This window comes from Algoriphagus locisalis (assembly GCF_900116615.1).
In the GTDB taxonomy this organism is placed as follows: Bacteria; Bacteroidota; Bacteroidia; order Cytophagales; family Cyclobacteriaceae; genus Algoriphagus; species Algoriphagus locisalis.
In genome coordinates this window covers 152,120-166,057 of sequence record NZ_FPBF01000002.1, presented here as the reverse complement: position 1 = coordinate 166,057, position 13,938 = coordinate 152,120, and the positions used below count along the sequence as shown (strand labels likewise).

The window sequence follows — 13,938 nt, the reverse complement described above, 5'->3', positions numbered from 1 at the left end:
CAATAACAATCATGACATATGAGCAAATACCTTAAGTACACCAAAAGCTTTTATTTTCTGGGTCTTGTTTTTTTTATTGCATGGATGATTTTTATTGATTCTAATAATGTGGTGAATCAGGTAAAGTTGAGTAATAAATTAGGCCAGCTTGAAGATCAAAAGGAGTTTTATCTAGAGAGAAAAGAGAAAATCAAGGCTGAGCGAGAGGAATTGATGAGCAATCCTGAACTCTTGGAGAAGTTTGCCCGTGAAAAGTACTTAATGAAGAAAAACTCTGAAGATCTCTATGTCATTGTTAAAAAGTAAATACCTGCTCTTATTTTTTATAGGGTTTGTCCTGTTTCAAACTTCCGCATTTGCGCAGCGGGAAATCTATGATGGCGATTCCATTCCTTTCAAAGAGAGATTGTATTACGGCGGAAACTTTGGGATGCAGTTTGGTACCGTTACTTTAATTGACTTTTCCCCGCTTGTGGGGGTGATGATCACTCCAAAATTTTCCTCTGGAGTGGGGATTACTTATCAGTATTTCAATGACAGACGCTACATAGGCGGCGAGACCTCTTCCTATGGTGGAAGGGTATTTAGTAGGTATAACATCTTCCCGAATATTTTCGCGCATGCAGAATATGAATCGATCAATTTTGATAATTATAACCTACTATCTGACCAATTTGAGCGAATTTGGTCGAATGCTCTTTTCCTCGGAGGCGGTTACTTTGCCCCATTTGGTTCCAGAGGCGGTGCTAACTTTACTTTTTTATACAATGTATTGCATGACAACCTTCGGTCACCTTATGGTGAACCTTATGTGATTCGTGTGGGTTTTGTGCTATAGATACTTTTAACCTGTTTTTCATGGAATCTTTTGTTTCAAAACTTTACAAAGCACATCAAGATTGCTCAGAATGCCCCTCTCCTAAAGTAATTCAGCAGTATTTCGAAGATCTACTGGGTTTGCTTTTTCCAGAATATACAGTTGAGAAAATTAGCGATAAATCACAGATAGAAGCTTCCTTAATGAAATTGAAGGAAAATCTCTCGTCGATTTTGGAGAGAAATCCTCATTTGCACAAGGGGATAGGATCCAAACTAGCAGATTCTTTTTTTCTTAATCTTGAGCAGGTCTTTGACTGGATCAATCAAGATGTGGATGCAATGTTTGCCGGTGATCCTGCTGCCAAATCTAGAACAGAAATCTTAAGAAGTTACCCCGGATTTTATGCTATTTCCGCTTATCGAATCGCACATTCTTTAAATGCACTTGGTGTCAAACTGATTCCAAGAATGATTACTGAATTTGCGCATAGTCGCACGGGGATAGATATTCACCCTGGAGCAACGATTGGTCAGTATTTTTGCATAGACCACGGTACAGGTGTAGTGATAGGGGAGACGACTATTATCGGTGATCACGTGAAGATATATCAAGGCGTGACCCTTGGGGCTTTGAGTGTGGATAAAGCTGATGCAGATAACAAGAGACATCCTACTATAGAAGATGAAGTCGTGATTTATTCTGGAGCAACGATACTTGGTGGAAATACTGTCATAGGAAAGGGCAGTATCATAGGCGGAAATGTCTGGCTGACAAAAAGTGTGGCTCCGAAAAGCAAAGTATATTACCAAACTCAAATGTATCACGCGGATTCAGCCGTGACAGATATGTATGTTTTCAAAAATGACCAGGATGAATTAAGTCACTAGAAGTATTTTCCTTCTGGCCTTCTCTGGACACCAAATTTCAACTCTACATTCATGAAGCTATTCGAACTAATAGGAAACACTCCGTTGATCCAGTTGGATCATATTCCAGTAAATCCAAAAGTTAAGATTTTTTGTAAGCTGGAAGGACAGAATCCCGGTGGAAGTGTAAAAGATAGAGCGGCTTATAATATGTTGAGAAGCGCGATGGATCGGGGTGAAATCAAGTCCGGCGACAAGTTGGTAGAAGCAACAAGTGGAAATACCGGTATTGCATTGGCCATGGTCGCCAAGGTGCTGGGTTTAGAGATGACCTTGATCATGCCAGACAATTCCACCAAAGAGCGAGTAATTTCTATGGAGGCTTACGGAGCTGAGGTGATTTTGACCCCTGCAGCAAAGACGATAGAATATTCTCGGACTTTAGCTGAGCAGTTGAGCAAAGAAGGATACTTCATGCTAGATCAGTTTGGTAATCCTGACAATTACATGGCTCACTATAAAACCACTGGGCCGGAAATATGGGAGGCTACAGATGGGGAAGTCACACACTTCGTCTCTGCTATGGGTACTACGGGCACTATCATGGGTGTTTCAAAATATCTGAAAGAAAGAAATCCTGACATTCAGATCGTAGGGACTCAACCTACAGATGGATCTAGTATTCCTGGAATCAGAAGATGGTCACCTGAGTTTTTGCCAAAGATATTTGATCCAAGCCGCGTGGATCAAGTCATAGATGTAAGTCAGGATCAAGCTACTGAGATGACTCGTCGCATGGCTAGAGAAGAAGGCATACTCGCAGGAATGAGTAGCGGTGGTGCTTTGCATGCTGCTATTGAGTTATCCAAGACTTTGAAAGAAGGTCTTATAGTTTGCATTACCTGTGATCGGGGTGATCGTTATTTAAGTTCTGATCTTTTTGGTTAATTCCAGCCTAGGAATCATTTTCCCCTATTGAGGTATTATTGCTATGGTTTAATCCACTGATCTTTTCTTTCGTCAAGAAAGGATTACCTCTTAAATAATCTCTAATGATGTTTTGAGGCTACTTTGGTGGATTTTATAATAGAAGTATGTTCTTGGGCAGAGGGTTTGCAATATTTCAATTGAACCTACTTATAGGTTAATAATTGAAAGACTAAACCAACTATACCATGAACTCGATTAACGAAAACCAAGAAGAACAAAATAAAGAAGATTTGATGGGGTCAGAAGCTGTGGAGAAAATCCGTAGTCTGATCGACAAGTCAGGCTCCTGCTTTTTTGTCACTTCTACCAGCCTAAATAATTCGCATAAATCCCGGCCTATGTCTGTTCAGAAAACAGATGATGCCGGAAATATCTGGTTTCTGAGTGCCAAGGACAGCATGAAAAACATGGAGATTGCTGCAGATACGGATGTTACACTATATTTTCAAGGTTCATCTTATTCTGACTTTTTGGAGCTTAATGGGCATGCGGTAATTACCGATGACCGAGCCAAAATCGAAGAACTTTGGGACCCTACTGTCAAGGCTTGGTTTACCGAAGGAAAAGATGACCCTAGAATCTCAGTAATTCAATTTATACCTGACAGTGGATATTATTGGGACAATAAGCATGGAAATGCAGTCGCTGGAATCAAAGTTTTGATCAGCGCTATTTCAGGAAAAACCATGGATGATTCCATTGAAGGGACTTTAAAAGTGTAGTTGGGGCACTTTAAAGTTCAGAGGTGATCCGATTGTCGGATCACCTTTTTTCTGGTATGCTGCTTCTAGAGAAGTTGCATCATACCATGTCTTTTCGTTGCTTCTTTGCTGTACCATAAGGAAATTAAATCTTAAAGAAGATTTTCTTTTTATATAGAAAATAGCATAAATACCACATGGCTCCTAAGGTCAGAAAAGCTGTAATAATCGCGATAGCCGATTCACCTATTCCAAGGGCATTTAACACTCCTGCGCTGAAAATCTCAATAAATCCATAGAGCCAGCGATGTCCTAAAATCTCTGCAAAGAGGTAAATAAAAATTGAGTTCATGCCTACTATCACGAAAGGGAAAACCCATGAATTGATCTTTTTGACATCTACCAACCAATAGCAGAAAGCTAACGCCAACATCGCCCAACCTCCAGAAGCAAAAGCAAATGCAGTGGTGCTGATCCGCTTGATAATCGGAGTAATTCCTACTAGATCCAAGCCATATCCAATTGCTAAGGCAAGAACTCCCGCAATTACCAGAGCTTTAATTTTTTCCTTCTCTGACCTTTTGGAAAGAAGCAAATTCCCGCAAATTGCTCCCCAAATCGTATGCGCGGCAGTCGGGATGCAATTAATTGCTACCCAACCGCCATTATTGATCTGTCCCATCAGGATCTGATCCATGTAATTCCCGAAGTTAGTTTCATGCTCATAAGGTACCTCCGGATTATAAAGTCTGTACATGATTTTCGTCAAGGCAAGTAAACCCATTGAGATGCCTAATTGTACTTTCCATGTCCTATCTAGTAAAAAATAGGTGACCAAAATGGTAAAGGACAACTGGGTCAAAACATTCCAAAGCTCAAAAACCAACTCACCCGAATATACGCAATGGAGACCAGTTCCAAATAGAAATAAAAGCAAGCATCGCTTTAGCATATGCCGAGTCACCTTACTTCGGTCACTGGCAATTGCCATTCTCTTATTCAGGGAAAATGGCATAGCCACACCCACTATAAACATGAAAAAGGGTTGGATCAAATCCCAGAATCGAAGCCCATGCCAAGGGTGATGGGTAAACTGTAAAAAGAAGGGATGTAGAAAAGCACCTTCAGGATTGGCCTCCAAGAGTGTATGGTAAACGGAAGCAGCTTCTGCAACTAATAAAAACATGGTGATCCCCCGGAATACATCAAGGGAAACCAATCGTTTATGATCAGATAAAGGTAGGTTGGTCATGGGTTTGTCTTAAAAACAGTAGTTATCCAAAATAAGGATTTGACTTCGATTTTCATTTGAAAACCCACTGGTTTTTTATAAATGGCTGGTGGCCTGTTCAGTTACTTTATCCCTCCAAAAGCACCAAAGCACATGTTTTTATGAAGGATTTCAACCTTACTGAAACCCACCCTTTTCATCAATTCCAGTTGATAATTCATCGATCTAGGGGAATCCTCTTTTTCCACATAGCCCAATACTTTATCTCGATATTCTTTTCCTCCTATACTTTCCAGATAATCTCCATATCTCTCCCAGGTGTAGGCATTCAGAAGTGCTGTGTCTTGGGTGATCAGATCAGAAATCATCAAGCATCCTCCTGGTTTGAGGAGTTTAAACAGCTTCGTAAATGTGCTTTCCCAGTCAATATCATCCCGTAAGTGATGAAGTACAGCTCCAGCCAGAATAATGTCAAAAGAAGCATCGGGCAACAACACATCCCTAATGTCACTTTGAAAAATAGATACATTTCCGCTAGTCTCTGCAGAAACACGTTCCATCGCTTTTTCGAGCATTTTGCCGCTCAAGTCTAGCAGCGTGCAGTTTAAATCTGGGATTTTGCTCAGCATCATCAGCGAATAATTACCCGCACCACAGCCTACATCCAAAATAGATTCAGCATTTTGCACAATTCGTTTTGCTGCTTCGGTGATGAGTTCCAAAGATATTTTGGCATCGATAGTTGCGACCTGTCCGGTGTCGAGATTGGAAAAACGTTCCACATCATTATCGAATCTTTCTCGTATTTCCGCTGTGCTTGATTTATTCATAAGTGAGTTTAAGTATTAAAAAGGGCTGCGACTAAAGATGCTGATCAAAGAGAATCATATTTCCATCTGGATCTTTTACCACAAAGCTGGCGGGACCTTCTGAGTTTTCATCTGCCGGATTGATTATTTCTACTCCCGCGGATTTAAGATGCTGCTGGATTTTTCTCACGTCCTGAAAGCCTTCCACCTTCTTCGCATTTTCATCCCATCCTGGATTGAATGTCAAAATATTCTCTTCAAACATACCTTGAAATAACCCGATCAGAGTACGCTCGTTTTTCATGATCAAATAGTTATTTTTCATGTCTCCGCCGAAAACGGAGAAACCAAGGTTCTCATAGAATTCCTTGGATTTACTAAGGTCTTTGACGCTGAGGCTAACAGAAAATGCTCCTAATTTCATGTTTTCTACTTGTTTAGGTTCTGGTTTTGATGGAGGAAAAAAAGAATGTACAAAAAAGCCGAGACTAAAGGAAACTGAAATGGCGGTGGCAAGAGTGGAGATCCTGTTCATGGCGAATTAGTTATTTGATGAATTTCAGCAGGCTTACCATTGTACCTAGATGCATCGCTTCGTGGTAATTGTTAAAAGTGATCGCATCTGCAGCACTGGCTAAATGGAATCCTTTCGACGTAGTATAAGGTGAATAGTCATTTAGTTTTCCAGATGTAAAATCCGATTTGGTCTGCTCTATTGGCTCAATCAATAACTCCTTGAAAAGCTCTACTGTCTCCAGCGGTTCCGCCAGCTCAGGTTTTGTACCAGGCTTATATTTTTGAAACAAATCATCGGAAATATTCAAGGGCAGATTTGCAAGTCCATAGACCAGACGCTGCTGTACGACTATCACATGGCCAATATTCCAAATCAGGTTATTGTTGAATCCTTCAGGAATCTTGTTTAGTTGTTCAAGTGAGTTGTGAATGAGAAATTTCAGGTAAATGTTGCGGTTGTTTTCCCAGATATTGAAGTCGTTATTCATGAGACGATTGGTATAGTGGGTGTTAATTGATTCAGGAACCAGTTTTCGGATTTCATATTGACTTCAGGTGTTCATCAAGTCAATTATTATCTGCTTGAATATACTGAGTTAGAGCGGTTTTTTGGGAAATTGGCAGGTAGAAATGATGTTCCAAAATAACAAAACTACATCATAGTACTCTTTAGAAAGGATACCCGATTGCAAAATTGAAAATCAGGTTTTCCTTTCTCCAAGTTTTGCTTCCGATGTCAAATGTGTTGCCCCAACGTTCCCCTTCTTCCAGATAAGGAATTCTAACTGGAGTGGCCAGATCAAATCGGATCACAAAAAACTGAATGTCCACACGCAAACCGACTCCGGTACCTACAGCAAGTTCGTTCCACCAGGTTTTGGTGAATTTCCCTCCAGGCAGCGCTTCATTCTCATTCATCAGCCAGATGTTTCCGGCATCCATAAATAAGGCTCCTTTTAGTAGCGAGACAATCGGAAAGCGATATTCAATGTTTGCTTCCAACCTGATGTCACCGGATTGGTCGAAGAAAGAATTTACATCGAAATTTTCTGGTCGATAGGTACCTGGTCCAATAGATCTGATTCTAAATGCTCGAACACTGTTTGGTCCACCGGAAAAGTACTGCTTTACATAGGGCAAAGAGGAGGAGTTGCCAAAAGGAACTCCGACACCTGCAAATAATCGGGTAGCTATCGTTTGTTTCTTGTCGATGTTTAGGTGATATCTAAGATCCAGATCAGCCTTGCCATATTGGGCATATTCCAATCCCAGAAACTTGCCGTCATCTTTGCCAATAGCTTTATCAACAAGACTTAGAGTGTTTCCAGCAAAATCCAAACCTACTCCTAGGAAATATCCATGTGTACGAAATCTGTCATTCAGCTTGTTGTAATTGAATGTGTAATTGATTCCAGCAATAAAATTCTGTTCGAAGCTTCGCTTCAAAAATGGATTGTCATCCAAAATCTTGTCAAATTCTGGAGAGGTTTTGCTCAGGTTAACTACACTCAGACTGATCGGATTGATCTCATGATAAGCAAACTGATTTGCATTCCAGAAGTAGCCATAGTTGGTAGAAACTGAATTAAGGTTATATAAGCCACCTCTACTTAAGTATTCTACACCTACACCCATTTTCGTCTTTGGTACCGAATAGCTGAATTTCTCTTTTATCGGAACGAAGAAAATCACCCGTGGAAAGATCAGATCTGCATTCAATCCCAGTTCAAGTGAGGTCAGCCCCTTTCTGTCTTCTCCTCCGGCAATCTGAAATTCATATCCTATTCTTCCCGTCAAATTCAGCGTTTCTCCACCTTTGAAAAGATTCCTGTTTCGATACACCAGATTCAGAGCCGGACCGGCAAAGTTGTTTGATTTGGAGACAGCCAAAAGCTCGGCTCGGACGGAGCGCTTTGTCATGGGGGACAAGTAAAAACTCGCTTTCAAATGACCCAGAGAATCATTGGTAGCTAGTTCCTCATACCGCAGATTTACGAATTTGTAATTACCAATTGTGCTTAGGCGGTTACTTGATAATTTGGAAAGCGTAGGATTATATCGCTGTTCGTCTTGTATAAGAATGTAGTCATTTAGCAACTTTGGCTTGAATACCAAGTTGCCTTGGATGAAGTTTTTATTGTCATAAAATGTCGTATCCAGGCTTTCCCCATCTTCATCGATTGAGTAATTCGGAAAGACATTGATTGTGTCGATTTTGTAAGGAATGATTCCGTTAGGAGGTACATTTTTCTTGAGCCTGAGGTATAATTTGAATAAGCGCAGGCTGTCGGAGATATTAGTATCAGCCTCGAAAATCAGGAAGTCAGAATTGAAATTGTAATAGCCTTTTTCCTTCAAAGTGGAATCGATTCTAGCCCTTTCTGCATTCAAGGTGTTCAGGGCAAACCTACTTCCAGAATCCAGCTTGGTTTCCTGCATCATCGCGATGATTTCCTTGTCAATTTCCATACTGTCTCGCTCCACCACCACTTCGGTCAACGTGTATGGAGTGGAGATCTCAGCAGTATAATCGACTGATGCAAATTTCCCCTTTCGGAGCACTTCGGAATCTGTAGTGCTGTAGAAAAAACCACGATTTTCCAGTCTGTTAAGAATAAGATCCTCAGTTCTAGATGGATCTACTTGACTGAAATAAACAGGTTCTTCACCTATTTTTTTATTGAGAAAACGATTAATGAATCCGGGCTTTTCCTGGGTGCCTTTGTAGTGGGCCCAGAGCCCTACGTACATTCCAAAAATCTTACTATTTGGTTCTGGACGGAGAAGACCTTCCAATTCTTCTTCTACTTGGTCCAACTCGTTGATTTGGCTCTCAGTATTCACCTTCAGATCGGCTCCTTTGTAGAGGAATTCCCCTTCTGGGATAAACTTTTTCACATTGCAACTATAGACTGTTGCAAGCAGAATTAAGATTAACGTCGATATGAAATGTTTAATCTTCATTTTCCTGTGCTTCTTTTGCCTCCTTTTTTTCTTTCCTTCTTTCAGCTCTTTTTTCTTTGTTGCTTTTTTCTTCCAGTTCGTCTATTGGATTAGTCTTGTCTTCCTCTTCAGGATCTGGCGCCCTCCAGAGTTCTGGGAATTCATTGAACTCACGGTTAAATATCAAACCACCACCGGTCACGATAAGCTGCCCATCAATGATACTTTCAAATTGGTTTTTGCGGAATGCTCGGATTCTCCATCTTCCGTCTTCTGTGAGCATGTATTCGAAACTGATATTAGCCAACACCGAATTTGCCTGCTCGGAGCTTTGCGAACTTCCTTCCAGATCAACCTGGCTGCCGACCTGCACGATCAGTCGATCATCAAATAGCGTCTGCTGGGCACTTATATTCAAGTCAGTTCTGTTCTGTGCACTCCCTGATTGATAATCCTGATAGCTGTCCACATCAAAACCTACCTGGAAGCCGCTGTCCCCAAAAAGCTTACTGGAAAGCGCATTCATTTGGTCAGAGAGCACTTGGCTAACGCTGTTTCTTGCAATTGCCTCTGCTCCGCCATTTGAGCCATCACTGCCCGATGAAGGAAAAAATCTATTTAGTACCAAAAGTGAGAAAACCTGCTTGTTTAGCTCGTCTTCTTGCTCGTTGATCTGTAGAACCCTGGAATATACATTTCCGCCAAATGCCCCTCGTTGGTTCTCTGGCATGTCGAGTGTAAAAGATATTTCCGGTCTCAATAATTCGCCTTTGACATTCAAATAAACCAAGAAAGGAAGCTGCTGCTGATATTGGTTCTGGGTCTGATTAGTGCTTCCTGTAAGCTGAGCTGACATTAGCTCTGAAGCTCCCGTTTCCACCTCGTAGATTGCCTGTATATCCATGGAGGCATCCATTGGATCGCCGTTCCAGGTAATTCGACTTCCAGGATTGATTTTAAATTTCCTGCTCACCAGATTGTAAAGTGACATTTCATAATGTCCGCCAGTGATTTCGTAGTTTCCGCTCAGCGTGATCCGTCCATTTGGGTTGATATCCATCTGCAGATCGGAATCTCCGGATATCTGCAGATTATCACCGGTAGCCGGATCAATGACGATAGTGAAGAGAGCATCTGGATCAGTTTTCAACAGTGCCCGAATATCAAATCCAGAGAATGCACTGGTTGTTTCCTCGGTTTGTCTGGTAAGGATATCGTAAGGATTTTCTTTGTTGACAAACAATACTACTCCTTCACGCTCCACTAAGTCAAGTTGCGATTCTGGGATAATTACGGTTAAATCAGTGTTGTTTTTCACCCCAAGTTCAGCTCTCACAATCGGTAGAACTAAGTCGCCTCTGATGGTGACATCCGCATCAAGACTTGCTTTTCCATAAACCAAATCATTTTCTTTATCGGTCGAGTTTACTGCCAGGAAATTGTCAGCGGTGAGTTTCAAATCAAAAGATGGATTGATATAGCTTTCAGTAAATACTGTTCCGTCTATCTCAAAGGTGTTACTCTCTGTGTCACGGATGGTAAACTGGTCAAAGTAAAGCCCTTCGTTATCTACACGGATGGTTTCGTTGGAAAGTATGTATTTCGTGCTGAGCTGTGCAGGTACAAATGAAGCTTCATGGAATTGAAACTCTCCCTCATACTTCGGCTCATTTGTGGTGCCATTAGCCGTGATGGTGCCTGATAAATACCCTGATCCATCCAAAATCTGGTCCTGAGACAAACCTGCAATTTTCTGCATTTCAATTCTGTTCAGATCCATTTGGATGTCAAAGTTTCCTCCTGCTTCGTCTGCTACGAATTCACCATTCAGGTCGAAATCCACTCCGTCATCTTTAAGACTTAATGCCAATATGTAGTTACCCAGACTTTTTGCCGTTGCGTCCAAATTCATGTTCCCGAGTGGTACATCCAACACCTTCAGACTGTCCACCCTAAGCTCACCCATCAGTCCAGTAGCGCCAAAAGGATTTTCTACCACAAGCCTGCCGTCCATTTTGCCGCCAGCGATGATTTCCTCAGGATTCAGCAAACTGGTAATCGTAGAAAGTCTAAACCCTTCAAAGACCAGTGCGATATTTTCATCAGTAAAACCTTCAACATTATTCACCATGGACAGTTCCTGATTCGCTTTGCTGAATGTGAAGTCTTTAAACTCCAGGCTTTCCCCGGAATATTTCACCAGGTTTTCCTCCGGTACATTCCATTGCTCACCTTTCAAAATCAAATCAATTGAGGAAACATGATAGCTTAGCGTATCACCATCAAGTCCGATATCAGATGACACATGGTAAGTGCGCTCCTCGTCTTCATAGGAGTGAAAATCAAAATACATTCGGGAATCTGCCAGCTGACCGGTGACGAAGGTCTTGTCCATGCTGAGTGGTCCTGAAGTCAGATCCTGAAAACCAAAGTAGAGGCGAAACACGTTTTCATTTGAGCGAATTCTAAGCCCAAGACTATCCACTTCAGTTCCCCCATAGTTGACATAAGGGAATTCTATAGTAGCTGTAAGTGAATCGATCTCTTGGTAGTAATCGGCTTTGATGCTTGCCGAATCAAATTCCTGCAAGCCTTGCAATAGCACATCTGTGAGTAATGGATCATCTGAAATTTTCAGATCCATATTCATGACTATGTTTCCTTCCCCCACTTGATACGAGGAATCTAATTCATCCAGGTAGTGTCTGAAATGCGCTGTTAAAGCGGTTGTTAGGTCGGTCGGGTTGGTATTGGTACGCATATACCCGTTGAGTAACTTACTGGCGATGTCCACGCTAGTAGAATCCTCTCTTACGCTGGCTTCTAAAGATATTTTTCCCAATGGATAATTGCGATCATCGTAGAGAATAGTGCCCTCATGGAGTAGTGCTTTAAGGTCAAATTCGGCTGGATTTCCCTCAAAATTAGCATCTAATATTAGCTTGGCTCTGTAGTTGTTAGCCGTAAGGCCAAGTGCATAGAAATCCGCACCTTCCAGATCGAGGTGGAGATTGATAATAGAATTGGTAGAATCCAGGTCTAGTTCGGTCAGCAAGGAGAAATCCAGAAATTCTGAGTTCAAACCTGCCTCTAGATCTCCCGCTCCATCTACCAGTTTACCTTTCAGCTTCAAACCTGAATAATCAGATCCATACAGGCGAAGTCGCTCAAAAGTGGAGGAGAGTTCTGCGTTCAGGTTATTCAGATCCGAGCCAGAACCATTAGCGATGATTTCAAAAGTTAAAGTATCGAATTCCGGTTGCTTGAGAAGGTTGCCAAGCTGAAGTTGATCTACTTTCAGATCTGCGTCGAAGGCTAGTTGTCCATCGTTTTGGTAGGTGCCAGCTAACAGGATATTACCCATATCGGTCTGTAAATCCAGGTCAGCAAGAAGGTCATCCAGCATTCCACTGGCACTTGCTTGCAAGTCTAGTTGTTCAGGAAACTTTACCCCGTAATCTTCTTCTTTTGCGAATTTCAGTAGTGTTTCTCTATTAGTCAAAAGGTTGATTTCTGGAAAGTCAAAAGAAAGTAGGTCAACGTCCATCGGGTTTTTTACCATTCCATTTGCAGAGAAATCACTTGCTCCCCAATGGAGGTTTAAACTTGGAATATCAAGGTCTTTCAAATCTCCGCGGGCAATCAAATCCAGCAAGATAGGATCCTTGGCCAGTTCTCTGATCAGCGTGTCTTGTGCTAATGTTGGATCGAAGAAGTAGCTGTCACGCACATCTAATTTGGATTCATTGATTTCCAAGTCAAACTTCAGGCTTTCGTAATCATCTATCAGTGCTTGAATAGAAGGGTATTCTAATCCGATAGTAGCATCGAGATTACTTCTGTTAGTGGCGAGTAAAAGGTTGTCCAGCTCAGCGGAGTCATTGCCAGCCTCCAGATCAAACTGAAACTCTTTCAACGCAAATCCGCTGCCTTCCTGAAAATGGAATTCCTGCAGGCTTAGCCCAACTTCTTCGTCTTTTAGGAACAAATCTTCAGCATCAAATCTCAGGTTGGAGATAACAATTGCTTCAGGATTAAAGCTGCCTTTTTGCACGGCTACATCTGCTGATTTGTATTCGATGTTTGTGGAGTCTATGTCAATTTTCTCAGCTTCAACGATCCAATCTGGCCAGGCGAATGGAGATGATTCGGATGTGCTTTCTGAACTTTCAACTGGAGTATCTGTGGAGAAATCATGGAAAAGTATAGAGGATTTATCCAATGCCAGGGTGGTAAGTTCAATGGTCTGAGTGCGCAGGTCTGCTTTTGGAAGTTCTACCAGTAGACTCCCGATCTGAACTTGCGCATTCTGCTTATCAGGTTCACTTACATAATCAGCACTGACATTTGCGAGGACTAGTTCATCCACATTTACAATTGGCGAAGGAGATTCCTCAGCAGATTCTTCTGATGGAGGAAACGGTTTTGTCTGATGATATTTGATCTTAGTGTTTTTCAGAGTTACCTCCTCAATATCAAATTCATATTCCTCCAAATCCAAACCCGGAATAGTCACATCCAATTCTCCCAGTAATATCTCAGCATCAATACCCATCACTTCATCGAGGTATTTGATGTCAAAATCTCGCAGAGAAATGGGAGAAAGTTTGATTTTTAAAGGATCGGATGCGGTAGTATCTGCAGCTACAGTTTGTGTAGAATCCACAGCTTGGGAAGAGAATGCCTCAATCAAAAAGTCAAAGTTGAATTGCTCAGTCTCTGCGCTTCTGCTCACTCGGGCTACCAAGCCTTCCCAATCCAGTTTGGTGACAGAGATATTTCCAGTGGTCAGTAGTGGGCCAAAAGCAACTCCCGCTTCCAGGTTTTTTGAGTAAACCAAGGTATCTCCTTTGGTGTCTTCTAGGTATAATTCTTCCAGATAAATATTTCCCGAAAAAGTAATGAAAAGGCGCTCAATGGATACTTCAGTGCCTGTTTTTTCAGAAACGTAGGAGGTCGCTTTGTCCACAATTATCCCCTGACCCCAAGGGCTGCGGATAAATAGAATCAAGGCACTTACGATTACCAAAATTACGGCTATCGTAATACCCAGAATCTTCAA

General features: G+C 41.6%; 11 protein-coding genes. 5 read left to right on the top strand and 6 right to left on the bottom strand.

From position 1 onward, the window contains the following. Positions 1-18 precede the first annotated feature (18 nt). The 5 genes from BM386_RS05540 to BM386_RS05520 all read left to right on the top strand — a co-directional run bounded on the left by BM386_RS05540 (position 19) and on the right by BM386_RS05520 (position 3,398). The gene (locus BM386_RS05540; RefSeq protein ID WP_091692101.1) at positions 19-306 is read left to right on the top strand and encodes an FtsB family cell division protein; all 288 of its coding nucleotides are present in this window, start codon (positions 19-21) and stop codon (positions 304-306) included. Beyond that, positions 287-838, top strand: a complete 552-nt coding sequence (locus tag BM386_RS05535; RefSeq protein WP_091692100.1) for a hypothetical protein — start codon at positions 287-289, stop codon at positions 836-838. Before BM386_RS05540 ends, BM386_RS05535 begins: the two co-directional genes overlap by 20 nt. Before the next feature lie 20 nt (positions 839-858). Continuing rightward, positions 859-1,707, top strand: a complete 849-nt coding sequence (locus BM386_RS05530; protein WP_091692099.1) for a serine O-acetyltransferase — start codon at positions 859-861, stop codon at positions 1,705-1,707. 51 nt (positions 1,708-1,758) lie between these two features. Continuing rightward, positions 1,759-2,634, top strand: coding sequence for a cysteine synthase CysM (cysM, locus tag BM386_RS05525; protein WP_091692098.1), 876 nt, complete (start codon positions 1,759-1,761; stop codon positions 2,632-2,634). Between the two features lie 227 nt (positions 2,635-2,861). Then, complete coding sequence (locus BM386_RS05520; protein WP_091692097.1) at positions 2,862-3,398, top strand: pyridoxamine 5'-phosphate oxidase family protein; 537 nt, start codon at positions 2,862-2,864, stop codon at positions 3,396-3,398. A 124-nt stretch (positions 3,399-3,522) separates the two neighbouring features. On the opposite strand, the gene BM386_RS05515 is transcribed toward BM386_RS05520, so the two are convergent. The 6 genes from BM386_RS05515 to BM386_RS05490 all read right to left on the bottom strand — a co-directional run bounded on the left by BM386_RS05515 (position 3,523) and on the right by BM386_RS05490 (position 13,938). Beyond that, a complete protein-coding gene (locus BM386_RS05515; protein ID WP_091692096.1) occupies positions 3,523-4,629 on the bottom strand; it encodes an acyltransferase family protein in 1,107 nt (368 codons plus the stop codon). Positions 4,630-4,730: 101 nt separating this feature from the next. Beyond that, a complete protein-coding gene (locus BM386_RS05510) occupies positions 4,731-5,438 on the bottom strand; it encodes a class I SAM-dependent methyltransferase (protein WP_091692095.1) in 708 nt (235 codons plus the stop codon). Between the two features lie 31 nt (positions 5,439-5,469). Continuing rightward, positions 5,470-5,841 (bottom strand): VOC family protein, encoded by a 372-nt coding sequence (locus tag BM386_RS05505; protein WP_091692094.1) that lies wholly within the window; start codon positions 5,839-5,841, stop codon positions 5,470-5,472. A gap of 121 nt (positions 5,842-5,962) precedes the next feature. After that, positions 5,963-6,421 carry a DinB family protein gene (locus BM386_RS05500; RefSeq protein WP_091692093.1) on the bottom strand — a complete coding sequence of 153 codons (459 nt, stop codon included), beginning with the start codon at positions 6,419-6,421 and terminating at the stop codon, positions 5,963-5,965. 181 nt (positions 6,422-6,602) lie between these two features. Beyond that, the gene (gene tamL, locus BM386_RS05495; protein ID WP_091692092.1) at positions 6,603-8,897 is read right to left on the bottom strand and encodes a translocation and assembly module lipoprotein TamL; all 2,295 of its coding nucleotides are present in this window, start codon (positions 8,895-8,897) and stop codon (positions 6,603-6,605) included. Further along, positions 8,887-13,938 (bottom strand): translocation/assembly module TamB domain-containing protein, encoded by a 5,052-nt coding sequence (locus BM386_RS05490; protein WP_244545464.1) that lies wholly within the window; start codon positions 13,936-13,938, stop codon positions 8,887-8,889. Before BM386_RS05490 ends, tamL begins: the two co-directional genes overlap by 11 nt.

Coding starts and splice junctions, on each gene's coding strand:
- BM386_RS05540 (WP_091692101.1), top strand. CDS start 19: ATGAGCAAATACCTTAAGTACACCAAAAGCTTTTATTTTCTGGGTCTT.
- BM386_RS05535 (WP_091692100.1), top strand. CDS start 287: ATGTCATTGTTAAAAAGTAAATACCTGCTCTTATTTTTTATAGGGTTT.
- BM386_RS05530 (WP_091692099.1), top strand. CDS start 859: ATGGAATCTTTTGTTTCAAAACTTTACAAAGCACATCAAGATTGCTCA.
- cysM (WP_091692098.1), top strand. CDS start 1,759: ATGAAGCTATTCGAACTAATAGGAAACACTCCGTTGATCCAGTTGGAT.
- BM386_RS05520 (WP_091692097.1), top strand. CDS start 2,862: ATGAACTCGATTAACGAAAACCAAGAAGAACAAAATAAAGAAGATTTG.
- BM386_RS05515 (WP_091692096.1), bottom strand. CDS start 4,629: ATGACCAACCTACCTTTATCTGATCATAAACGATTGGTTTCCCTTGAT.
- BM386_RS05510 (WP_091692095.1), bottom strand. CDS start 5,438: ATGAATAAATCAAGCACAGCGGAAATACGAGAAAGATTCGATAATGAT.
- BM386_RS05505 (WP_091692094.1), bottom strand. CDS start 5,841: ATGAAATTAGGAGCATTTTCTGTTAGCCTCAGCGTCAAAGACCTTAGT.
- BM386_RS05500 (WP_091692093.1), bottom strand. CDS start 6,421: ATGAATAACGACTTCAATATCTGGGAAAACAACCGCAACATTTACCTG.
- tamL (WP_091692092.1), bottom strand. CDS start 8,897: ATGAAGATTAAACATTTCATATCGACGTTAATCTTAATTCTGCTTGCA.